General features: G+C 59.7%; 21 protein-coding genes. 5 read left to right on the top strand and 16 right to left on the bottom strand.

Going from position 1 to position 22,189, the window contains the following annotated elements; genetic code table 11:
• Positions 1-7: 7 nt before the first annotated feature.
• Positions 8-250 (bottom strand): phosphoribosylformylglycinamidine synthase subunit PurS, encoded by a 243-nt coding sequence (purS, locus tag PY308_RS12160; protein ID WP_275782802.1) that lies wholly within the window; start codon positions 248-250, stop codon positions 8-10.
• A 16-nt stretch (positions 251-266) separates the two neighbouring features.
• Positions 267-1,031 (bottom strand): phosphoribosylaminoimidazolesuccinocarboxamide synthase, encoded by a 765-nt coding sequence (gene purC, locus PY308_RS12155; RefSeq protein ID WP_275782799.1) that lies wholly within the window; start codon positions 1,029-1,031, stop codon positions 267-269.
• A 229-nt stretch (positions 1,032-1,260) separates the two neighbouring features.
• Here purC and PY308_RS12150 point away from each other — a divergent pair, with 229 nt between their 5' ends.
• The gene (locus tag PY308_RS12150; RefSeq protein ID WP_275782796.1) at positions 1,261-1,578 is read left to right on the top strand and encodes a DUF1476 domain-containing protein; all 318 of its coding nucleotides are present in this window, start codon (positions 1,261-1,263) and stop codon (positions 1,576-1,578) included.
• An 85-nt stretch (positions 1,579-1,663) separates the two neighbouring features.
• Here the strand turns inward: PY308_RS12150 and PY308_RS12145 are convergent, their stop codons facing one another.
• From PY308_RS12145 to PY308_RS12110, 8 genes are all read right to left on the bottom strand, one after another.
• Positions 1,664-4,186 (bottom strand): sensor domain-containing protein, encoded by a 2,523-nt coding sequence (locus PY308_RS12145; protein WP_275782793.1) that lies wholly within the window; start codon positions 4,184-4,186, stop codon positions 1,664-1,666.
• Positions 4,187-4,274: 88 nt separating this feature from the next.
• The gene (locus PY308_RS12140; RefSeq protein WP_275782791.1) at positions 4,275-4,829 is read right to left on the bottom strand and encodes an RBBP9/YdeN family alpha/beta hydrolase; all 555 of its coding nucleotides are present in this window, start codon (positions 4,827-4,829) and stop codon (positions 4,275-4,277) included.
• A gap of 109 nt (positions 4,830-4,938) precedes the next feature.
• Positions 4,939-5,244 carry a PilZ domain-containing protein gene (locus PY308_RS12135; RefSeq protein WP_275782788.1) on the bottom strand — a complete coding sequence of 102 codons (306 nt, stop codon included), beginning with the start codon at positions 5,242-5,244 and terminating at the stop codon, positions 4,939-4,941.
• Between the two features lie 151 nt (positions 5,245-5,395).
• Entirely contained in the window at positions 5,396-6,697 is a 1,302-nt protein-coding gene (gene purB, locus PY308_RS12130) for an adenylosuccinate lyase (RefSeq protein WP_275782785.1), read from the bottom strand.
• A 61-nt stretch (positions 6,698-6,758) separates the two neighbouring features.
• Positions 6,759-7,310 carry a hypothetical protein gene (locus tag PY308_RS12125; RefSeq protein WP_275782781.1) on the bottom strand — a complete coding sequence of 184 codons (552 nt, stop codon included), beginning with the start codon at positions 7,308-7,310 and terminating at the stop codon, positions 6,759-6,761.
• Positions 7,307-8,044 (bottom strand): DUF2259 domain-containing protein, encoded by a 738-nt coding sequence (locus PY308_RS12120; protein ID WP_275782778.1) that lies wholly within the window; start codon positions 8,042-8,044, stop codon positions 7,307-7,309. The genes PY308_RS12125 and PY308_RS12120 overlap by 4 nt, the downstream gene beginning before the upstream one ends.
• Positions 8,041-8,718: a ribulose-phosphate 3-epimerase gene (rpe, locus tag PY308_RS12115; RefSeq protein WP_275782775.1), complete on the bottom strand. Its 678-nt coding sequence runs from the start codon at positions 8,716-8,718 to the stop codon at positions 8,041-8,043. Before rpe ends, PY308_RS12120 begins: the two co-directional genes overlap by 4 nt.
• A 150-nt stretch (positions 8,719-8,868) precedes the next feature.
• Positions 8,869-9,945: a branched-chain amino acid ABC transporter substrate-binding protein gene (locus tag PY308_RS12110; protein ID WP_275782772.1), complete on the bottom strand. Its 1,077-nt coding sequence runs from the start codon at positions 9,943-9,945 to the stop codon at positions 8,869-8,871.
• Positions 9,946-10,171: 226 nt separating this feature from the next.
• On the opposite strand from PY308_RS12110, the gene PY308_RS12105 reads away from it, so the two are divergent.
• Positions 10,172-10,621 (top strand): flavin reductase family protein, encoded by a 450-nt coding sequence (locus PY308_RS12105; RefSeq protein WP_275791105.1) that lies wholly within the window; start codon positions 10,172-10,174, stop codon positions 10,619-10,621.
• A 54-nt stretch (positions 10,622-10,675) separates the two neighbouring features.
• Positions 10,676-10,993 (top strand): TfoX/Sxy family protein, encoded by a 318-nt coding sequence (locus PY308_RS12100; RefSeq protein WP_275782769.1) that lies wholly within the window; start codon positions 10,676-10,678, stop codon positions 10,991-10,993.
• On the opposite strand, the gene PY308_RS12095 is transcribed toward PY308_RS12100, so the two are convergent.
• The 5 genes from PY308_RS12095 to PY308_RS12075 all read right to left on the bottom strand — a co-directional run bounded on the left by PY308_RS12095 (position 10,977) and on the right by PY308_RS12075 (position 15,855).
• Positions 10,977-11,405, bottom strand: a complete 429-nt coding sequence (locus tag PY308_RS12095) for an NUDIX domain-containing protein (protein ID WP_275782767.1) — start codon at positions 11,403-11,405, stop codon at positions 10,977-10,979. The genes PY308_RS12100 and PY308_RS12095 overlap by 17 nt on opposite strands.
• Positions 11,406-11,421: 16 nt before the next feature.
• A complete protein-coding gene (locus PY308_RS12090) occupies positions 11,422-12,945 on the bottom strand; it encodes a DEAD/DEAH box helicase (RefSeq protein ID WP_275782765.1) in 1,524 nt (507 codons plus the stop codon).
• A gap of 196 nt (positions 12,946-13,141) precedes the next feature.
• Complete coding sequence (locus PY308_RS12085) at positions 13,142-14,446, bottom strand: M23 family metallopeptidase (protein WP_275782763.1); 1,305 nt, start codon at positions 14,444-14,446, stop codon at positions 13,142-13,144.
• A gap of 97 nt (positions 14,447-14,543) precedes the next feature.
• Positions 14,544-15,371, bottom strand: a complete 828-nt coding sequence (locus PY308_RS12080) for a ferritin-like domain-containing protein (RefSeq protein WP_275782760.1) — start codon at positions 15,369-15,371, stop codon at positions 14,544-14,546.
• 1 nt (position 15,372) lies between these two features.
• The gene (locus tag PY308_RS12075) at positions 15,373-15,855 is read right to left on the bottom strand and encodes a peroxiredoxin (protein WP_275782757.1); all 483 of its coding nucleotides are present in this window, start codon (positions 15,853-15,855) and stop codon (positions 15,373-15,375) included.
• Between the two features lie 332 nt (positions 15,856-16,187).
• Here PY308_RS12075 and PY308_RS12070 point away from each other — a divergent pair, with 332 nt between their 5' ends.
• Positions 16,188-19,586, top strand: a complete 3,399-nt coding sequence (locus PY308_RS12070) for a YhdP family protein (RefSeq protein ID WP_275782754.1) — start codon at positions 16,188-16,190, stop codon at positions 19,584-19,586.
• A 47-nt stretch (positions 19,587-19,633) separates the two neighbouring features.
• Here PY308_RS12070 and tyrS read toward each other — a convergent pair whose 3' ends face one another.
• Positions 19,634-20,887 carry a tyrosine--tRNA ligase gene (tyrS, locus tag PY308_RS12065; protein WP_275782751.1) on the bottom strand — a complete coding sequence of 418 codons (1,254 nt, stop codon included), beginning with the start codon at positions 20,885-20,887 and terminating at the stop codon, positions 19,634-19,636.
• A gap of 136 nt (positions 20,888-21,023) precedes the next feature.
• Between tyrS and PY308_RS12060 the strand changes: the two genes are divergently transcribed.
• Positions 21,024-22,169, top strand: a complete 1,146-nt coding sequence (locus tag PY308_RS12060; RefSeq protein WP_275782750.1) for an anhydro-N-acetylmuramic acid kinase — start codon at positions 21,024-21,026, stop codon at positions 22,167-22,169.
• Positions 22,170-22,189: the final 20 nt, after the last annotated feature.

Here is a 22,189-nt window from a genome sequence, read left to right as displayed (position 1 = left end):
TCAACCATCAGGCGAGTGATATAGTGTAATTCTCGATCACCGTGTTCGCCAGCAGTTTTTCGCACATGGCTTTAAGGTCCGCCTCGGCCTTTGCCTTGTCGGCCGTCTCGATCTGGAGATCGAAAACCTTGCCCTGGCGGACATGGCCGATTCCGTCGAAACCGAGGGCACTGAGCGCGCCCTCGATTGCCTTGCCCTGCGGATCGAGAACGCCATTCTTCAGCGTCACTGTTACGCGTGCATTGATCACTGTATTGTCTTCCTGCTTATTTCACCAGCACGGGGCCGGTGCCGCGGGGCGGTTCGTTCTCGTTCATGATTCCAAGGCGACGAGCCACTTCCTGATAGGCTTCCACGAGACCGCCAAGGTCGCGACGAAACCTGTCCTTGTCCATCTTTTCCTTGGTCTCGATATCCCAGAGGCGGCAGCTGTCCGGCGAAATCTCGTCGGCGAGGATGATGCGCATCATGTCGCCTTCAAACAGGCGCCCGCACTCTATCTTGAAATCGACAAGCTGGATGCCGACGCCGAGGAAGAGGCCAGTCAGGAAGTCGTTGACACGAATGGACAGCGCCATGATGTCATCAAGCTCCTGCGGGCTGGCCCAGCCGAAAGCGGTGATATGCTCTTCCGAAACCATAGGGTCGTCGAGCGCATCGGCCTTGTAATAGAATTCGATGATCGAACGCGGCAGGACGACGCCTTCCTCGATACCCAGCCGCTTGGCAAGCGAGCCTGCAGCGACATTGCGCACAACGATTTCAAGCGGAATGATTTCCACTTCCTTGATCAGCTGCTCGCGCATGTTGAGGCGGCGGATAAAATGCGTGGGGATGCCGATCCGGTTCAGGTGTGTGAAGATATATTCCGAAATCCGGTTGTTCAGAACACCCTTGCCGTCGATGATCTCGTGCTTCTTCTTATTGAATGCAGTTGCGTCATCTTTGAAAAACTGGATCAACGTACCCGGCTCGGGGCCTTCATACAGGATCTTGGCTTTGCCTTCGTAGATACGGCGGCGACGGTTCATCAATATTGTTCTCTATGGTTGCCGGCGCCCATGCGTGCGCCCATCGGTATTTTCCACCGCGGTCCATAGCCCAAAAGGAACTATTGCACAATCGGCGTCTGGTCCGATCCCCCGAATTCACCGGATGCGATTTTAAAGTGCAGTCGCCGGGAAACTACGCATTGCACATTCGGCGCGCTTTTGGTTTATGAGCAAAAAGCGTTTACCGCCGGATTATGGGAGATCAGACATGACCAATATACAGGATCGGGAAAAGGCCTTCGAGTCGAAATTCGCCCTCGACGAGGAACTGCGGTTCAAGGCCGAAGCGCGACGTAACAAGTTGCTCGGCCTGTGGGCCGCCGGACTACTTGGCAAGAGCGATCCGGCGTCTTACGCCAAGGACGTGGTCGCCGCCGATTTCGAAGAGGCCGGTCACGAGGATGTGGTCCGCAAGATCCGCGCCGATTTCGATGCCGCCGGCATCGTTCAGACCGATGATCAAATCCGCCTGAAAATGCTCGAGCTTCTTTCCGAAGCCGTATTGCAGGTCCAGAACGGCAACTGATATCGTTTCGCTTGGTGAGCCGTTCGGTCTCCGGACGGCTCCCGGCTGTTGCTGGAGCCCGTAGAGCCGAATCCAGTCTTTGACGTTATCGCCAGCTTTTCGAGGTAACGAAAAGTTCCAGTTGCTCGCACGTCATCGGCTTGGCGAAAGCATAGCCCTGAAGGGCGTCGCATCCAAGGTCGCGCAGGATCTCCGCATGATCAAGCGTTTCGACACCCTCGGCGATGACGTCGATCTTGAGCGAATGTCCAATGTCAATGATCGACCGCACGAGCTGCCGCTGCTCAAGGACCGTGGTGATCGGCTTGATCAGCGCCCGGTCGATCTTCAACCGGGCGGGCGTTAGCTTCATGAGACCTATGATCGAGGCATGACCGGTGCCGAAATCGTCTATCTCGATATCGATGCCGAGCGATTTCAGCGCTGTCAACGTCTGCGCGACGCCCTCGTCGAGGTCGTCGAGAAATATCGATTCGAGCAATTCGAAGGAAAGTCTACCAAAGGGGATATTCAGCTCCTTCAGGCTCTCGATCAACCCGGGCTCGCGAAGGCGCGGCGAGGAGACATTGACGGAAATCCTGGGAATGCCCAGCCGCCGTTCCTCCCACCGGGCGAAGTCGCCGATCGCCTGAACCGCGATGGCACGGTCGATGGCCGTCACGACGTTGATGTCCTCGGCGATCTTGAGGAAGTAATCCGGCGCGAGAACCCCTTTTCGAGGGTGGCGCCAGCGCGCCAGCGTCTCGACGCCGATGATATCGAGGGTTTGCGCATCGAACTGCGGCTGGTAGACCGGGATGAAGCAGCCATCCTCAAGCCCCTTGATGATTTCGTCGGCGGTACGTTTGGCGTGGTGAATTTGCGTCTGAAACTGTTTCGTGAAGACTTGAGCGCGGTTCCGTCCAAGACCCTTGGCCCGGTACAGTGCGATATCCGCATCCATCAGCAACTGTTTCGCGTCGGTCTTGCCGTCCGCTTTGGCAGCGATACCGACACTCGCGCCGAAGCGGCACGGGATACCCTCATAGAACACCGGCTCGCGAAGGGCTGCGACGACGCGGTCGGCGAGCGCAAGAACATCATTTGGCGATCGCTGCCTTTTGCAGAGAATGACAAATTCATCCCCGCCTACTCTCGCCGTGAAATCCTCGGCATCGGTAATCGACGAAAGAACACGTGCCGTATGGGCGAGCATGGCATCGCCCGCCTGATGGCCGAGCGTATCGTTGATCTGCTTGAAACGGTCGAGATCGATATGCAGGATCGCGGTATAGGCGACTGCTCCTGCATCCCAGTCGTCCAGACGCTGATCGAGAAACCGACGATTTGGCAGCTTGGTCAGATGGTCGTGCAGGGCGTTGTATTCGATGCTGCTGCGCGCTGCCTCCAACTCGCGATTTCGTGCTTCCGCCAGTTGCTTGGCATGCGCCAATTCGTCGCGAAGAACGATGTCTTCCGTTACATCCCAATTGGCGCCGATGAGTTTGCGATCGCCGTCGGCATCGATAAATGTCAACGACATGGACCGAATATGTCGGAGTTCTCCGTCAGGTCTCACGATGCGGAAGGAATTCGCAAAGGGTTCGTTTGCGGAAAGACCTGCCGCGATCGCCGCCAGCGCCTTTTCCCGGTCGTCCGGGTGGAGCCGTTCCTCCAGAAGGTGACGCTGATCCATGGGCGCTGAAGGATCCAGGCCATAGATGCGCAGGAGCCGGTCGTCGCGGACAACGTTTCCAGTATCGAGATTGGCCTCGAAGACACCGATCCGCGACACGTCGAGCGCCAGCCGCAGCCGGCGTGATACTTCTTCGAGTTCCGTCTCCGCCTTGCGGCGTTCGGTTATATCGGTATCGGTTCCAATTATCCGAACCGGCTTGCCGTCAGCATCCCATTCGACGCGAGAGCCGCGGCTTTCAATCCATACCCAGTGACCGTCGGCGTGCCGTTCGCGATAGTGAAACACGTTGAAATCGACGTCGCCCTCGTCCTGCAGGCGGATTTGCTCAAGGACATGTTCCCGGTCTGCGGGATGGACTTGCTGTATCCAAGCGTTGAGGCTTCCGTCCACGACATCATCGGGCCGCATGCCGCGGATTCGCTTCCAGTCATCCGAATAGAAGAGTTCGTTTGACCGAAAATCATGGTCCCAAACGCCCTGGTGAGCGCTTTGCAGTGCATAGCGCCAGCGGGTCTCGTTCTTCTGCGCCTGCTCAAGCTCGCGGATCAGGTCGTCTATCGGCGTAAGCTTCAACAAGAAGCACGACAGGTTTTCCTGGACACGGGAGAGGGCTGCACTGAACCACATCGATGGGCGGTCGCTTGTCGAGAAGCGCAATCGCCTTTCAGTCGGGTCGGGCGGATTTTCGGACTTTGCAGACGTTAGGAAATGCTTGTGTTGAGCGTGCAAAAATGTGGAAAGCGGTCGTTGCAGCAATTCGGAAACAGGCACCGACAGCGCTACCGCAAATGCCGAGGTTGCCTGCAGGATCTTGCCATCGGCGTCCAGAACGCACAGCGCGACGGTCGCGTCCAACGTCCCGGTGGCTTGCCTGAGCAACTCCGCCGGGCTTCCCGCAAAAAGGGATGTGTTTTCCTTGACGGTTTTCATGGCCCACGGTGTTTCACACGATTTGGAGGATCATGGCGAAGGACAATGAAAACCGTCTTAATGTCGGTTCACCATAAAGAGGCCCGTGTCAGGGCTTCAGGCGGCTGATGAACTGCGCAAAGACCATGGTGCCTTCCGGCCAGGGACCATGGCCGGAGTCGGCATTGATATGACCGGATTCGCCGGCATCGACGAGGATGGAGCCCCAGGCATTGGCGATATCTCCAGCGTGATCGTAGGACCCGAACGGATCGTTGCGGCTGGCAACGATCATGCTTGGAAAGGGCAGGGGATCGCGCGGATAAGGACCGAACGTCATGAAGTGCTTCGGCCGGATTTGCGGGCTGCTCACCTCGGGCGGTGCGACAAAAAACGCGCCGGCGATCTTCTTCTTTGCATGCTGCACAGCGTGGACCGCCGTCGCGACGCCCAGCGAGTGGGCAACGAGCACGACCGGCTTGGTGGCGGCGTCGATGTCCTCGATCATCCGCTTGACCCAGTCCTCACGGACGGGCTTTGCCCATTCTGCCTGCTCGACGCGACGGGCGGAGGCGAGTTTGCTCTGCCATCGGCTTTGCCAATGATCCGGCCCGGAGTTGGCGTAGCCGGGAACGATGAGGATGTCTGCTTCTGATGCTTTCATGGTAGCGGCGATGTGTGGCCGCTGGAACCGGAAGTCAAGAGAAAGACATGCAAGGCAGGTCTTCGTCCGCTGCATGGTGCCGGTAACACTGTCACGCAGTCGAGTCCACTTATCGGAAAAATTTGAAATAGGACGAAATCTGCGCCTTGGTGTTGGATGATTGTTCGAGGCGGATGCCGATTCTGTCGCCGCGATACCATTGCACGACACCGGTGAGATGACCGAACTCCGGGCTTTCGATGGTCACTTCCTGACCGGTTTTAGCGTTGATATCGAAATTGAGCCTGAAGCAGATGCCAGAAGCCGATAAGTCCTTGACGGTACCGCTGCTCGAGCCCCCCTTGCCAGTTACGGTTCCGGTAAATTTCGCTTCCGTCCGGTCAGTCGTTCGCGGCATCGTCTGCTGATAGGCCATCTTCCTCTCCACCTCATCGATTTCAATGCGACGAGTATCGCAGCGAAGGCTGAGGATAGTTTTGAAGATTTGGTTCGCAATTGAGCAAACCGGTCCGCTTCGAAACAATTCGAGACAGGCGAAGGGGCCATCGCGGCCCCTTCGGGCGCGATCAGCCGAAGACGCGGCGGAAGATCGTATCGACATGCTTGGTGTGGTAGGCGAGGTCAAATTTCTCGCGGATAACGGACTCCGACAGGAACGCCGTAACCTCGCTATCGGCAAGCAGTTCCTCGAGGAAGTCCTTGCCCTGTTCCCAGACCTTCATGGCATTGCGCTGCACAAGACGATAGGCATCCTCACGCGAGGCGCCGGCTTGGGTAAGGGCAAGCAGCACGCGCTGGGAGTGGATCAACCCGCGGAACTTGTTCATGTTCTTCAACATGTTATCGGGATAGACCAGAAGCTTGTCGATCACGCCGGTCAAACGCGCAAGCGCAAAATCGAGGGTCACCGTCGCATCCGGGCCGATCATGCGCTCGACGGATGAGTGGGAAATATCGCGCTCGTGCCACAGCGCCACGTTTTCCATGGCGGGAAGCGCAAAGGCGCGCACCATGCGCGACAGGCCTGTCAGGTTTTCAGTGAGCACCGGGTTGCGCTTGTGTGGCATCGCCGAGGACCCTTTCTGGCCCGGCGAAAAATATTCCTCCGCCTCCAGCACTTCGGTGCGCTGCAGGTGACGGATTTCCGTTGCAAGGCGCTCGACGCAGGAGGCGATGACGCCAAGGGTCGCGAAATACATGGCATGACGGTCACGCGGAATGACCTGGGTCGAGACCGGTTCCGCCGCAAGGCCCATGGCCTTTGCCACATGTTCCTCGACGTAGGGGTCGATATTGGCAAACGTGCCGACCGCACCTGAAATGGCGCAGGTCGCGATTTCTTCCCGAGCGGCAATCAGGCGCTTCCGGCAGCGCTCGAACTCGGCATAGGCCAGCGCCAGCTTGATGCCGAACGTGGTGGGCTCGGCATGGATGCCATGCGAGCGACCGATGGTGACCGTATCCTTGTGCTCGATGGCACGCCGTTTCAGCGCTTCCAGAAGCCTGTCTAGATCGGCGAGCAGGAGATCGCTTGCCTTGACAAGCTGGACGTTGAAGCAGGTGTCCAGGACGTCGGAGGAGGTCATGCCCTGATGGACGAAACGGGCGTCCGGACCGACGATTTCGGCCAGATGGGTAAGGAAGGCGATGACGTCGTGCTTGGTGACGGCCTCGATCTCGTCGATCCGATCGACGTCGAAGGTCGCGGCTCCGCCCTTTTCCCAAATGGTCTTTGCGGCCTCTTTCGGGATAACACCCAACTCGGCCAGAGCGTCGCAGGCATGGGCTTCGATTTCGAACCAGATGCGGAATTTTGTTTCGGGTGACCAGATGGCCACCATTTCCGGCCGGGAGTAGCGGGGGATCATGGGCTTTCAGCTTTCGTCAGGAATGGCGTTGCTGAGCCTCTAGCAAAGATGGGCGGTAATCTCAACGTTGCTGAATGGGATGCTGCCAGGCGAGCCGCATGCTTGTCGCCACCAGCGCGACGAAGCCAAGCGGCAGATAGAGCCGAAGCCCCATCACCAGAAACTGGTAGACGGCGCCCGCCGAGGTAAAGGCGAACTGGTAAAGCCAGAGCCTGCTTCCCACGGGTCCGTGCCAGCGGGCATAGAAAGACCGGTAGTCGAGAGCGAAGAGAAGGGCAGTTGCTGCGATGGTGCAAACGGTCAGGCACAGAAAATAGGCGGCAAATCGGGTTTCGATATCGCGACCCTGCGCGCAAAAGCGCCCGAGGACAAGAGCGGCCGGCCAGGAGAGGAAGCCACCGGCGAAAAAGAGCAGCAGGATGGCAGACAAATTCGCTGTCTGCGCGCCGTTGCGCAACAGAAGCCCGGCCAGCGCGGACATGCACATCAGGACGGCCCAAAGCAGCGCACCGAGGAAAATATCTCTTTTCCCCGGAAAGGAGGCGTGAATGCGCTGTCCGAAACTGACAAAACGGGAACGTCGTCGGCGTTGCGCAAGTTCGGCGTCGATCATGGTGCGCCGGCGACGGGTACCGCGATCCAGCGGCCGTCGCGGCCTTCGAAGCCGGCGCTCAGGACCTGGACCATGACGATGTGGACAGGATCGTTCCCTGCGGGATGATGGACCATGACGCCGCCGATGCGATAGCCGGTCGGGCAGTTGCGGCTCTCTGGCACCGTTGTATCGATATGGATGATGCGTTTCGAAGCGGCTCCATCTTCTGCCTCGAAAGCGAGACTGAAACCGGCCGACTGCGGCGTGATGTCCTTACAGGCCTCCGACGGCGCAAACGGAATGTCCTTAAGGACCAGCGTGAATGCGCCGCCGACGGGAGGCTCGACGGCGTATTGCCGGTATGTCAGCCGGTCGGTGGCCGCTACGCTCTCCGTGACCGGGTTGAAGGCTGCGAGCAGGCCGGGATTGTCGGCCATGCCGTGGCTGTCGATCAGCGGTGCCGCCTTGTCGCGTGTCCATCTCCGTACCTTGGCAAGTCCGGCGCTGTCGTCGTCAAGCCGATGCCGGATCGGCGTTCCCGGCAGGAAGGCATCCTTTCGGGTGTCGATGAAAAAGATGTTCGAATAGGGGAATCCCGACCCGTCCTGGATGCCATATTCCTCGAAGGCGAATAGGCCGCCGTCCGAAGAAAAGCCGATGGGCTGGAACGCCGCTATGTCACCGGCACGGAGGGGGCCAGGCAGACCGGCCGATCCGATGATCGCCGCGGCGATGACATGTCTCAATTTCACCCGCGTCCCTCGTTGGCATTGGCACGCAGAGTGTCGATGGTTTTACGATAGGCGTCAACATGGCGGCCTCCGAAGATGGCCGAGCCCGCGACGAAGACATTGGCGCCGGCAGACGCGGGCAGGGCGATGGTGTCGAGCGCTATGCCACCGTCCACCTGCAGGTCGATCGGCCGGTCGCCGATCATCCTGTGCACCCGGCGGAGCTTTTCTTCCATCGACGGAATGAACTTCTGGCCGCCGAAACCGGGATTGACCGTCATGACAAGGACAAGGTCGATCTTGTCGAGCAGGTAGTCGAGCGTGCTTTCGGGTGTCGCCGGATTGATTGCCACACCTGCCTTCTTGCCAAGCGCCCGGATGGCTTGCAGCGAGCGGTCGAGATGCGGTCCGGCCTCCGCATGAACGGTAATGCTGTCGCAGCCTGCCTTGGCAAAGGCCTCAAGATAGGCATCGGCCGGCGAAATCATCAAATGGCAGTCGAAATAGGCATCCGTGTGAGACCGCAACGCCTTGATCACGTCCGGGCCGAAGGAAATATTGGGGACGAAATGACCGTCCATGATGTCAAGATGGATCCAGTCGGCACCGGCCGACACGACGTCGCGCACTTCCTGTCCGAGCTTGGCATAGTCGGCAGCGAGAATGGAGGGAGCTATACGGATCGGCAGCGGCATGAGAAGTGGCTCCAACTGTTTCGCCGCCAATAGCATTGCTGCTGGCTGCGAACAACAGGGTCCGTCGTCTGCCCGCCCGTTCAGGCGGCAACTCGGGCAACGACACGTGATCCGACCTCATCGGCCACAGACGTACCGATTCCTGCCGCATCACTCCGGCTGTGCAGGCGCCGGGACGAAACGGCCGTTTCGCCAGACGAGCAGCCGGTAGGGATTGTCGCCCAACTCATGGCCTGCATCGAAGCGCACCGGGCCGATGGCCGTCTGATAGGGGCCTTTCAGCAAGGCCGCCGACAGCGGACTATCATTCTTTCCAGCCTGGTCCTTCGCCTGCTCCAGCAATTCTACGGCTGAAAAAGCGGGGAGAACGTAACCCTCTGGCATAAGATCGGCTGCGCGCATTTCGCCGGTGACGGCCCTCGCTTGCGGCGATGCCGCGTAGTCCGGCACGGCGACGGCGAGGACGCCGTCCGCGAGCGGAACAGGCTGATCGGCGGCGTTCAGCACATCGCCGCCCATGAGGGTCAGAGGAAGATTCTCCGAAGCGGCATCCCGGGCGATGATTGCGATATCACTCCGATCACCGCCGATGAAGACATGGGTCGCGCCGCTTTTCGCAAGTCTCCGGACGAGGCTGATCTGCTGTTGCTGGGCGGGGCGGTAGGTATCGGAAAAGACCGGAGTCATGCCGACGTCCGCCAATGCGGCGCGGACGCCCTCCACCAGCTCCCGGCCGTGGATAGTCCCGTCCTCGATGAGGGCGATAGGCTCGTTCTTCCAGCGGGAGAGGATAATATCGGTGACCGCCCGAACCTCCATATCGGCGCTCGGGGCAAAACGGAAGAAGGGCCATTTCTGTTTGAGCGCATCCTCCATCAGGATGCCGGATCGCACGCTGAGGCTGATCCCCGGTATGCCGGTCTGGACAAGCGTCGGCAACACGGCTTCGAGGCTTTCCGTGCAGAGAAATCCGATAGCGGCTTCGGCACCCGACGCCAGAACTGCTTTGGCAAGAGCGTCGCTGTCTTTCGTGTCGCAGCTTTCGGGAACGGCGATGATCTCCGATCCCCGCTCTTCTGCCTTGAACCGCGCCCCGTCCAGAATCTGCTGACCCAGAAGTGCGAAGGGACCATCAACCGGTGCGACCACGGCGACCTTGATGCCCGCCGCAATGGCAGGAGCAGCCAATGTGGCGAAGAACAGGGTGACGAGGCAGACGCGAAACATGAGCTGATCCATTTGGGCAGCTGCATGTTTAAGGATGCGGTCGCAGGCGTCAAAGGAAAAGATAGCGGCTTGAGCCCGGCAAATGATGATTGTGGGATTTGACGAAGAAAAACCTTCCCATGGCTTTCATATTCCGGGGCAGCGGTTATGTGTAAAATCGAATGCCGTTCTGGAGACCGTCGTGTTGGACAAGACCCAACTGAACCCGCTAGCCTATCGCGACGCCATGAGCAGGCTCGCCGGACATGTTCATATCGTAACCGCAGCGCATGGCGGCCAACGGCGTGGCGTGACGATTACGGCCGCCTGTTCGGTATCGGACAATCCCGCGACGCTTTTGGTCTGCATAAACAGCGCAAATCCGCGCAATGCGATTTTCACCGACAGCAGCAGTTTCGCGCTCAACCTGCTTGGGGCCGATCATCTCGATCTCGCCAATGTCTTTTCAGGCCGTAACAATATCGATCCGGACAAGCGCTTCGACCATGGAACCTGGGACCGGTTGGAGACGGGTGCGCCTGTTCTGCGCGAGGCTGTCGCCGCCTTCGATTGCCGGCTGATCGACATCAAGACGGTCGCGACCCATGTCGTGCTGTTTGGCGAGGTTGTGGCGGTGGCGTTGGGCCCGCAGCGGCCGGCGCTCCTTTATCTCGACCGCGACTACCGCACATTGTAAACTTCAGCGATTCAGAAATTCAATAATTAGCCGGCTATCATTTGGACTTATCCCATGGACAATGCCGCCATCGAAGAGATGTTTTCCTCCCTCGGCCCCGTTACCATCAAACGCATGTTCGGCGGCAAAGGCATCTATTGCGATGGCAGCATACTGGCGCTGGAGGTTGGCGGCGATATTCTGTTGAAGGCGGATGCCGAGACTGCGGCCGAATTCGAGGCGGCCGGCAGCGTTCGCTGGAGCTATGCGGGCAAGGGGAAGCCAGTCGCAATGCCTTACTGGTCAATTCCGGACGAGGCCTTTGACGATCCGGACGAGATGGCGCGATGGGTGCGGCTTGCCTATGAGGCGGCTCTCAGGGCGAGGAAATAGCCAATTCTTCAAGAGCACGGACCGCATCCCGCGCAAACAGCGAGAGCGGCTGTGGCAGGTCGTCGAGCGGGAACCAGCAGACGGCCGAGAGTTTGTCGGGCTCCAGGAGCTGAGCGTCGCCGGAGAAATCGTCGGTCACATAGATCATCGAGATCCAGTGCTGCCCGTCGGCTTCGATGCATTGCTCGCTCACACAGAGAAAGCGGGAGGAATGGATGACGAGCCCGCTCTCCTCTTCCGCTTCGCGGTGGGCGGCATCCGCGGCAGGTTCCATATGATCGACCTTACCGCCGACGATGCTCCAATGGCCGGCTTCCGGTGGCTTCATTCTTTTGCACAACAAAAGCTTGCCGTCTTTCAAAACGGCAAGCCCTGAGCCCACTCCGGGGAAATCAATGCCTGGACGTGCCATGCGATTGCCGAAGCAATCAGGCTTTACCGGCGATCAGCATGAAGGCCGGAATATCGTCGCCGAATCCCACGGGGGTCGGACCATCGTCATGATCGCGGCGATAGCGGTTGCGGCGATCACGGTTGTCGTCATTGGCCGGATAGGGCTGCGGAGCAGGGCGGTTGCTGTGGCGGCCGGCATTCTGCGGTTTCGTTTCTGCCTTGCGTTCAGTTCTCACAGGTTCTGCCTTTGCTATGACCGGTTCGAGTTCGATGACTTTATCGTCCTGTTTGGTGTCCGATTTGTGACTGTGCACGGGACGGGGCGCGTGATCGCGGTCCCGGTCGCTGCGCCGTCCGCCGCGCTTGCCGTCCCGGCCGCTGCGATCGGGCTTGCTGCTTTCGTGGCTTTCCATCGGCGCGGGCAGGGCAGAGAGGTCGCCGTTCAGCCATTCGATCTTCTTGTCGATGAGCTTCTCGATCGCATCCGCGAATTTCGAATCACGCTTTGTGACCAGGGTGAACGCGGCACCGGAACGGCCGGCGCGTCCCGTACGGCCAATGCGGTGGACATAATCTTCCGCATGAATCGGCACATCGAAGTTGAACACATGGCTGACATCGGGAATGTCGAGGCCGCGGGCGGCTACGTCGGAGGCGACCAGCAAGGTAATCGCGTTATCCTTGAAGCCCGCAAGCATTTTTGTGCGCGAACTCTGGTCCATGTCGCCATGCAGGGCGCCGACGGAAAAGCCGTGGCGCGACAGAGAGCGGAAGAGTTCGGCGACATCCAGCTTGCGGTTGCAGAAGATGATGGCGTTCTTCAGATCGGTCTGCGCGTTGATGAGGTCGCGCAGGATAGCCCGCTTTTCGTAATCCTTGGCATGGGCGGCGACAAAACGCTGCGTAACCGTCAGGGCCGTCGAGGACCTTACGGAAACTTCGACGCGTTCCGGGTTCTGCAGGAAGCGATCGGCCAGCTTCTGGATTTCCGGCGGCATGGTCGCCGAGAAAAACAGTGTCTGGCGCGTGAACGGGATGAGCTTGGCGATACGTTCGATATCCGGGATGAAACCCATGTCGAGCATGCGGTCGGCTTCGTCGATGACGAGGATTTCAACGCCGGTCATCAGAAGTTTGCCGCGCTCGCAATGGTCGAGCAGGCGGCCTGGCGTGCAGATCAGCACATCGGCGCCCCGTTCAAGCTTGCGGTCCTGCTCATCGAAAGAGACGCCGCCGATGAGCAGCGCAATGTTAAGCTTATGATTCTTGCCGTATTTTTCGAAATTTTCCGCGACCTGCGCGGCGAGCTCGCGCGTCGGCTCCAAAATCAGCGTGCGCGGCATGCGGGCGCGGGCGCGGCCTTTTTCCAGAAGCGTGAGCATCGGCAGTACAAAGGACGCCGTCTTTCCGGTTCCCGTCTGAGCGATGCCGAGAATGTCTCGCCGTTGAAGTGCCGGCGGAATAGCGCCAGCCTGGATCGGCGTAGGGATCGTGTAGCCCGCGTCTGTGACAGCGGAAAGAACTTTTTGGCTCAGGCCAAGGTCTGAAAAAGTGGTCAAAGGGAAATCTGTTTCCGTTCCGGTTCAGTCGAACTCTGATGACTCGGCAACTGCTTTCGGTGCCGTCGCTGGGGCTCTTAGTCCCATGAGCGGAGAAAGTCAAGAAATCCGGGATTCTAAGGTTATACAGAGTTGAATAAAGCGAGCCGGGGGCGGCGTCAGGTGCCGATCGCCAAAGCCGGGTCAGGAAACCGGTTCAGTTGATGTAGCTGCTCAGCTTTACGCCGGCTGTCAGAAAACGCATGGGATCGACCGCCTCGCCATTCAGCCGGACTTCATAGTGAAGGTGTGGGCCCGTCGATCGGCCGGTGCTGCCGGAACGACCGATCGCTTCGCCGGCGTCGATTTTGTCGCCGATGTTGACGAGAATGTTCGACAGATGCGCGTAGCGCGTCGTGACGCCGTTGCCGTGGTCGATCTCTACCATATTGCCGTAGCTGCCGGTGCGGCCTGCGGCGATTATCGTTCCCGGCGCCGTGGCGACGATGAGCGTTCCGGTTTGTGCGCGGAAGTCGATGCCGGCATGCAGCGCCAGCCGGCCAAAGAACGGGTCGGGACGATTGCCGAACCGGCTGGTTATGTCGCTGGATGGAGACGGATTGCTGAACGGCAGTTTCCTTGTCTCGCTTTTGACGCGCTCCAGCCGCGCAAGCGCCGTGTCCAGGGCAATGAGCGAACGGTCGAACTCTTCCGTGGTTTCGGGTTCGACAAAGGGGCCGCCAACGGCCGGCTCGAGTGCAGCCATGCCCTGATCGCCGTCATCCCTGACGCGAAGACCGGTACGGGAGACGATGTCGATGATCGCGTCAGAGGTTTCCGCCGCACCCGAAGTCAGGCTCTCAATTCGGCGCTTCTGATCCTGTTCGATGTCCTTCAAGGACAATGTGACCCTGGAAAACAGCCGGTCGGCTTTGTCTGAAACGGTCTCGCCACCACCCATGGCGCTTCCCGGGGCGTAGGCGAGCGCTGTTTCCTGGTTGCGTTTGCCGGCAATGCCCATCAGTCGCTCGATGGCATGGATGCCGCCGCCTGCGTCGGCGCGCTTGCCGGACGCCTGTGGTCTTGAAAGCTCGACGGCTGGAGGCTCGGTCAGACCGGACTGCTCGGCGCGGTCGAGCAGGGTGCCAAGCTTGCCATGACGGGACGACAGCGCCATCTGCTGCTGCAGAAGCTTCTCCACCTTGTCTTCGACCACCTGCTGATCAAGCAACTGCCGGCTGGTGACGCGGTCGACCTGCGCCCTGAGCGCGGCGATCCGGTCCTCATATTCATGCTGCATGCGTGCCTGACGCGCCATCGTGCCACCGATCAGGTCGTCGCGGAGAACCAGATAGGATGTGGCGGCGAGGTAACCGATTGAAAGGACAGAGACGAAGCACACGGACAGCGCGGCCATCCAGGGCTGGACGGTCATGTGGCGGACCTTGTCGCCACTGGCTACGATGATGACGTGCTTTTGCGCGCGCTTGCCGAAAACCTGGCTTCCTTTGGCCTTGGACACCGCCACCCCCACCGCATTGATCACGCACGTCTTGATGGGAGGATTAGACACCGTTAAGGTTAACAAAGCCTTGCAGATGGTGATTTCATACCGCTCGTCAGTGATTTACCGAAGCTGTCATCGATCGGTAGAAGGATGGCGTGAGGCCGGCTTCGGCCCGTGCGATATCGTTGAAAGGCGCCTTGAGCGGTCCGCGGAAATTGGTCCGCACCAAAGCCTGGAAGGTCAGGGCGGGGTCCTTCTTCTGGCGGGCGCAGAGAAAGCGGAACCATTTCGCACCGACCGCGACATGCCCCTTCTCGTCTTCGTAGATGATGTCCAGAACGGCCGCGCTCTCAAGATCGCCGGCTTCCCGCATCTTGGCCTGGAGCGCCGGGGTCACGTCAAGCCCCCTGGCCTCCAGGATTAGCGGCACGATTGCAAGCCGCGCGGTCAGGTCGTTGCGCGTATCGTGCGCGGCCTGCCATAGGCCGTCATGGGCGGGCAGGTCTCCATAGTCTGCTCCAAGCTGGCGCAGCCGGTCACGGACAAGCCGGAAATGCTTTGCCTCCTCGAAGGCAACTGTCATCCAGCCATCGAAGAAGGAGAGCGGCACCGGTTCGCTGGCAAAGCGGGCAACGATGTCGAGCGCCAAATCGACGGCATTGAGTTCGATATGGGCGATGGCGTGGAGCAATGCGATCCGGCCCTTTTCCGTCGTCAATGCCCGCTTCGGCACCTGTCTCGGCGGGATGAGATCCGGCTTCGCGGGCCGGCCCGGGCGATCCGGAGCTTGCGTGTCGAGCGGAGACCGAAGCGACAGCCCGCGCGCCGTCCAGCGGCGGGCGACGTCCTGTGTCAGCAACGTCTTTACGTCGAGATCGTCAGCCCGAATGGCACGGGCGGCGCCGTCACGCAGGCTGACGATCCTGGGCAAGTCAGTCATGCTACGACTGTCCTGCGGAAAGACCACGCACGGCAACGAGGACCTCCTCGGCGTGACCGGGAACCTTTACTTTTTCCCAAATCCTGCGGATCGTGCCCTCGGTATCGATGAGAACCGTTGTGCGCTCGACGCCCATATATTTGCGGCCATACATGCTTTTCTCGACCCAGACGCCATAATCTTCCAGTGTCGCTTTTTCTTCATCCGCCGCCAGGATCACCGTGAGATCATATTTCTTGACGAATTTGTCGTGCTTTTTGGCGGAATCCGGAGACATGCCGATGACGACCGCGCCCGCGGCGTCGAAGTCACTGACGAGAGCGGAGAATGCCTGCGATTCGGCAGTGCAGCCGCTGGTGTCGTCTTTCGGGTAGAAAAACAGGACCACGGTTTTTCCCTTGAAATCAGAAAGCGAAACAGTGCCGCCGCCATCGCGCGGCAGCGTGAAATCCGGCGCCTTCGTTTGTTCAGCAAGTCTTGCCATGGAATTTCCTTTTTCCTGCTTCATGAGCCGTGCATCGATAGCTAGAGGCATAGCCAATTCAGGCCAGCCGGGTCCACCGGAATTCGTACGGACGGTACCTTCGAGGGCGTAGCAATCTACAGAGATCGTTTGCCCTGCCGTGCTTCTTTAACTAGGCTTCTGTGCAGGCGAATAGGGTGCCTGCGGCAAGACCTCCGGCTGAAGCTCAATAAAATCAGTTGGAAACACTCCCTGCATGGCCACGAATCATTCTGATTTCGGCGTGTTCGTGCAAGACACGGACGAAGGGAGAAGACAGAGATGACCGAGAATTCCGGAGACTGCCTGCCCTGATGAATGAGATTCGCGGCGAGAAGATATCGTTTCGCAAGCAAGATATCGTTGCCCTGCATTCGCTGCCATCGGCGCAGGCGCATGAGCCATTCATCGTGCATGCACCGCAGCGTCGCGGCACGGTTCGCATCCTCGCAATGGCGGCAGCGTCGGTAACCGGGCTGTTGCTCCTGGTCGCTGCCGCACTGGTCGTCGTCATCGAAGGGGGTTTTCTCGACGGTCCGCTGAATGCGAGGGCGCAGGCGGCTTTGAACGCTGCGATCGGCGAAGGCTATCATGCGGAAGTCGCCAGTACGGTGTTGCGTCTGACGTCGAACGGCGGCCTGGCCCTGCGCGCGCAAAATGTCTCTCTCGTCGAAAATCAGTCCGCCAAGCGGATCGTGACGACCGATTCGGTCTCCATCGAGCTCAATCCTCTCGCCCTGCTCAGGGGCAGGATTGCTGTCTCAAAGCTGGAGGCGCAGGGCGCTACGCTCGATCCATCGCTGCTGCCTCAGGGCAAGCCGCTCGACTTGACCACGATCCGCATTTCAGATGTCGAGGGCGGGCTCGAATCGTTTTTCACCAGGATGGACGCTCTGTCTGCCGTGATCGATCGGAGCAATACGCGGGCCGTCAGGATAGCAGACCTGAAGCTGGTTTTTGCGGGACCGCGCCAGCGACCTGTCCCGGTGATCGTCGATGCCGTTGATTTCCAGCGGAACACGGATGGATCCATGCAGATCGATGGCGAATTGTCGATTGCCGGCGAGCCGACTGAACTCCATCTGAGCGCCGGCCGGAAAGACGGGCGCATCGGCGATTTGTCCGGAATCATCTCGGGCTTGCCGCTTGCGCCTTTCCTGCACCGTGCCGTAACCGCTTCTGAGACAGCCTTTGGAATCACCAGCAACGCGGAATTGCGCGTCGATGCGACCCGCGCAGCAGGGCAGGGCCAGACTCCGGCGCTGGCGCTCAAAGTCCATTCGGGCGCAGGCGTGTTCGACGCAGGGGGGCTGACCTCGGAACTGAAGCCCTCCGAACTGAATGTAAGTTATGATTTCAGCCGAGAGCGCGTGGAAATCCTGCCGTCCGTGATGCGCGTCGGCCACTCCGTGTTTCCCTTCACCGGTGCCATTTCCGATCTCGATCCGGCAGAAGGTCCGCAAGCACAGGGTTACTCTCTTGATTTCCTGTTGCAGTCAGCCACGGCCGCACCGTTGGATGTTCTCGAGGCACCGTTGATGTTCGACGCAAAGGCGCAGGGGCGTTTCCTGTCCGGCAGCCGGCAGCTGGAATTCAATGAACTGACCGTATCGAGCGCGCTCGGGACGGCCGCCGGCTCGCTGTCCATGATGTTTGGCGAAACGTCTCCCCAGATCAGTTTCGCCCTTGTCAGCAACACGTTACAAACCGCTGCCGTAAAGCAGCTCTGGCCGTGGTGGATCGGGAAAAACGCGCGCCGCTGGGTGGTTGCCAATATTTTCGGCGGCACGGTCACGAACGGTCAGATCGAAGTTTCGCTGCCCATGGGGCGGATTTCAAGTACAGTCGGACCGATCGACCTGAACGGTGATGAACTCAATGTCGGCTTCGATATTGACGACGCCCGCATCAATGTGACGGGCGACATCCCCCCGTTGCGCGACGCGGCGGGCAGATTCACGTTGAAGGGCGAGCATCTCGACGTGGAGGTGAAGCGGGGCACCGCCTATTTCCCCTCAGGCCGTTCGGCAAGCGTCACCGGCGGAAACTTCGTCATTCCCAACACCTATGCCAAGCCGCTGATCGCCGAAATGAAGATTGACGTGGCAGGCACGGCCGATTCGATCGCCGAACTTGTCAGCTATCGGCCGATCGATGCGCTCAAGCGCACGCCTTTCAAGCCGGAGGATTTCTCCGGCGCAATGACAGCGCAGGTCGGCGCCCGCTTCGGTCTGGTCAAGGATCAGAACCCGCCGCCGCCGGAATGGCAGGCGCAGATGGTGCTCGACGGCGTGACGCTCAACAAGCCGGTCTCCGGCCGAAACATATCCGACATAAGGGGAACGTTGCGGATAGACCCGGCGCAGGCGGTGATGGAGGCGAAGGCCGATATAGATGGTATTCCCATGGATCTCGCGCTTACCGAGCCGGTCGGTGCGGCAGGCGAAGTCAAGCGCAGCCGCAGTCTTTCCGCAACCGTCTCCGGCGATGATCTTGCCAAGCTCGCGCCCGGCATAGGCGGCATCGTCAGTGGGCCTGTAGGGCTCGATATCGAGATGGACGACAGCGATCGCCAAACCGTCACAGTCGATCTGGGGGATGCCTCGATGTCCTTGCCTTGGGTGGGCTGGTCGAAAGGGCCGGGCATCGCTGCAAAAGCGACCTTTACCGCCGCCGCGGCGGACGGGGTCGTAACGGTCGATGACATGGTTCTATCAGGCGACAATTTCGGCGCTAAAGGCAAGATGGTCATCGACAAATCAGGGCTGAGTGCCGGACAGTTTTCATCGGTAAGGCTATCGAAAGGCGATGATTATACCGTCGGTATAAAGCGGCAGAAGGGTGGTTTTTCTGTCGATGTTCGTGGTAGTGCAGCCGATCTGCGACCCGTCATCGATCGCCTGCGCAGCGGGTCATCGGGAAAATCCGGTGCAGACCCGTTGCGTATCTCCCTCTCCGCCGATCTCAACCAGGGATCCGGTTTTCATGACGAAACCCTTTCGAATATCAAACTGAATTATACTGCCCGGGGAAGCCGAATCGCTGCCCTCGATCTTTCCGCGGTGACTGACAGCGGCCAGGCGGTGGTCGCCAAGCTGGCAGGGAGCGGTGCCGACGACGTGCTCGAGATCACCAGCGGCGACGCCGGATCCCTGGCGCGGTTCGCAAATGTCTACGGCAATATGCGGGGCGGGCTCCTGAACATAAAACTGCGTGATCGAGGCGGCAGTTCCTGGCGTGGCAGCGTGGATATCCGCAAATTCTCGCTCGTCAACGAGGAGAGGCTGCAATCCATGGTCTCCACCCCGGCAGGAAACGACGGCAGAAGCCTCAGCCAGGCCGTCAAGCGCGACATCAACGTCAGCACCGCGAATTTCTCCCGGGGTTTTGCCAATGTCATGCTGGACGGAGGCGCGATCGCCATCGACAGCGGCGTGGTTCGCGGCACGGATATCGGCGCGACCTTTCAGGGCACGGTGCGGGACGGCAACGGCAATATGGACATGACCGGCACCTTCATGCCCGCCTATGGCCTGAACCGTCTGTTCGGAGAACTGCCGCTGATCGGCGCGCTGCTCGGCAATGGCCGTGACCGTGGCCTGCTCGGCATCACCTTCAAGCTGACCGGTCCCTTCACGAAGCCGAGCCTGACGATCAATCCGCTGTCGATCATCGCGCCCGGCGTCTTTCGCAGTATTTTCGAGTTCCAATAAAAAACCGGCGCAAGCCGGTTTTAAAATCTGTGCCCGTTTTTTAACGTTTATACCGGGCGCACCAGAATGTGCTTTTTCTTGCCGAGCGACAGCTTGATTACGGCATCAGCCGTGACCTCGCCCGTGCCGATAATTTGACGATCATCGCTGATGGTCATGTCATTGATCCGCACGGCGCCATCCTTCAGGAACTGCCGTGCCTTGCTGTTGGACTCCGCCAGGCCGGCCCGCACAAGCAATGTCAGGATACCGATCCCGGCGTCGAGGTCGGCGGCGGGAACAGTGATCGACGGAAGGTTGGCGGAGAGCCCGCCTTCCTCGAAGGTCTTGCGCGCGGTCTCGGCAGCCTCCTCTGCCGCAGGGCGACCGTGCAACATCGCCGTGATCTCGGTAGCCAGGATCTTCTTGACCTCGTTGATTTCCGAACCGCCAAGCTGTGACAGGCGGGATATTTCATTCATCGGAAGCGTCGTGTAGAGCTTCAGGAACCGCGAGACATCGGCATCCTCAGTGTTACGCCAATATTGCCAGAAATCATACGCCGACAGCATGTCCGGATTGAGCCAGACCGCGCCATTGACGGACTTCCCCATTTTTGCGCCCGACGATGTGGTCAGGAGCGGGGAGGTCAAGGCGTAGAGCTGCGGCGTGCCCATCCGGTGGCCGAGATCGATGCCGTTGACGATGTTGCCCCATTGATCGGAACCGCCCATTTGCAGGCGGCATCCCGTGCGCTTGTAAAGCTCCACGAAATCATAGGCCTGAAGGATCATGTAGTTGAATTCGAGGAAGGACAACGATTGCTCGCGCTCAAGCCGTGTCTTGACGCTGTCGAAGGCCAGCATGCGGTTGACGGAGAAGTGCCGTCCGACATCCCGCAGGAATTCGAGATAGTTGATCCCCAGGAGCCAATCGGCATTGTTGATCATCAAAGCGTCTTTCCGACCCTCGCCATAGGTGAGGTAGTTGGAAAAGACGGACTTGATGCTGGCGATGTTGGCGGCGATCGTCTCGGGCGTCATCAACTGGCGCGCCTCGTCCTTGAAGGAGGGATCGCCGACCATGCCCGTGCCGCCGCCCATCAGCGAAATCGGGCGATGACCTGTGGCCTGCAGCCAATGCAGCATCATGATCTGGATCAGGCCGCCGGCATGCAGGCTCGGTGCCGTCGGATCGAAGCCGATATACGCTGTCACGATTTCCGAGTTGAAGAGCGCATCCAGCCCGGCATTGTCGGAGGTTTGATGGATAAAGCCGCGCTCCTGCAAAGTGTGAAGGAAATCGGACTTGAACTCGGACATGACCTGTATCTTTCGCTTGCGGTGTTTTTCTTCGATTTTTAAGCTTGGTGAAGTGTGAGCGGGCGTTTAGCACTCTTTGTCGAAAAGTGCACCTGACTCGTCTTCGAATATTTCCCAGAATCCGGACCGCGACCCAATGGTAACAAAGATGAAAACCGCGATCGGCTTGATGAGCGGTACAAGCATGGACGGAATCGACATCGCGCTGCTGAAGACGGACGGGGAGGGCGTCGTGGATCGCGGCCCTTCCATGTCCGTGCCCTACGACCGGGCGTTCCGTGAGCGTCTGAAACAGGCGTTGGTGGATGCGAAAGACCTGCAGGACCGGCGGGCGCGGCCAGGCGATCTTGCTGCCATCGAACGAAATCTGACGTTGCGTCATGCTGTTGCAGTGAGTGATTTCCTGCACGTGGCGGGCCTCTCCTCGGCCGATATCGATGTGATCGGGTTCCACGGGCAAACCGTCCTGCATCGTCCCGACGAGGCCTTGACGGTGCAGCTTGGTGACGGTGCGCTGCTTGCAAGCGCAACGGGGATTCCGGTGGTCTGCGACATGCGGGCCAATGACATGGTGCATGGAGGGCAGGGCGCACCTCTGATCCCTGCCTATCATGCGGCGCTGGCGGCAGAAGGCGCCGGCGGAGTGCCCACGGTCTTCGTCAATGTAGGCGGCATTTCCAATCTGACCTATATCGGCAGCGACGGCGATATTGTTGCCTATGACAGCGGCCCCGGTAACAGCCTGATCGACCAATGGATCGAGATGCACACGGGCAAGGCTTTTGACGAGGACGGCCACATCGCTTCACAGGGGCAGGTGCTGGACAGTCTGGCCGCGCGCTATCTGAAAAGCCCGTTCTTTTCGGCCAACCGCCGCCGGTCGCTCGACCGAAACGATTTTCTTCCGCCTCACAAGACGGATGCCGGACTTGCCGATGGCGCCCGAACGCTGGCTTATGTAACGGCGGCCGCTATTTTGCAGTCGGCCAAACATCTGCCGCGGCCGCCGGTGCGTTACATTGTCTGTGGCGGTGGACGACTCAACCGGGTGATCATGCAGGATCTCGCAGATCTTGCCGGCGCCGAGCGCGCTTGCGTGTTGCCTGCGGAAGAGGCAGGATTTGACGGCGATGCCATGGAGGCGGAAGCCTGGGCCTATCTCGCGGTCCGCTCGCTCTTCGGACTGCCGCTGACCTTTCCGGGAACGACCGGTGTGACGATGCCGACGACCGGTGGAGTGCTGTGTCTTCCGGAGGAGCAGTTCTCGACCATCGGTGGTTAACCGAATCTTTGAGGCCGGCT

The organism is Pararhizobium gei (assembly GCF_029223885.1).
Classification (GTDB): domain Bacteria; phylum Pseudomonadota; class Alphaproteobacteria; order Rhizobiales; family Rhizobiaceae; genus Pararhizobium; species Pararhizobium gei.
Note: the sequence above shows the minus strand (reverse complement) of the source record. Positions and strands in the feature narration are given on the sequence as shown.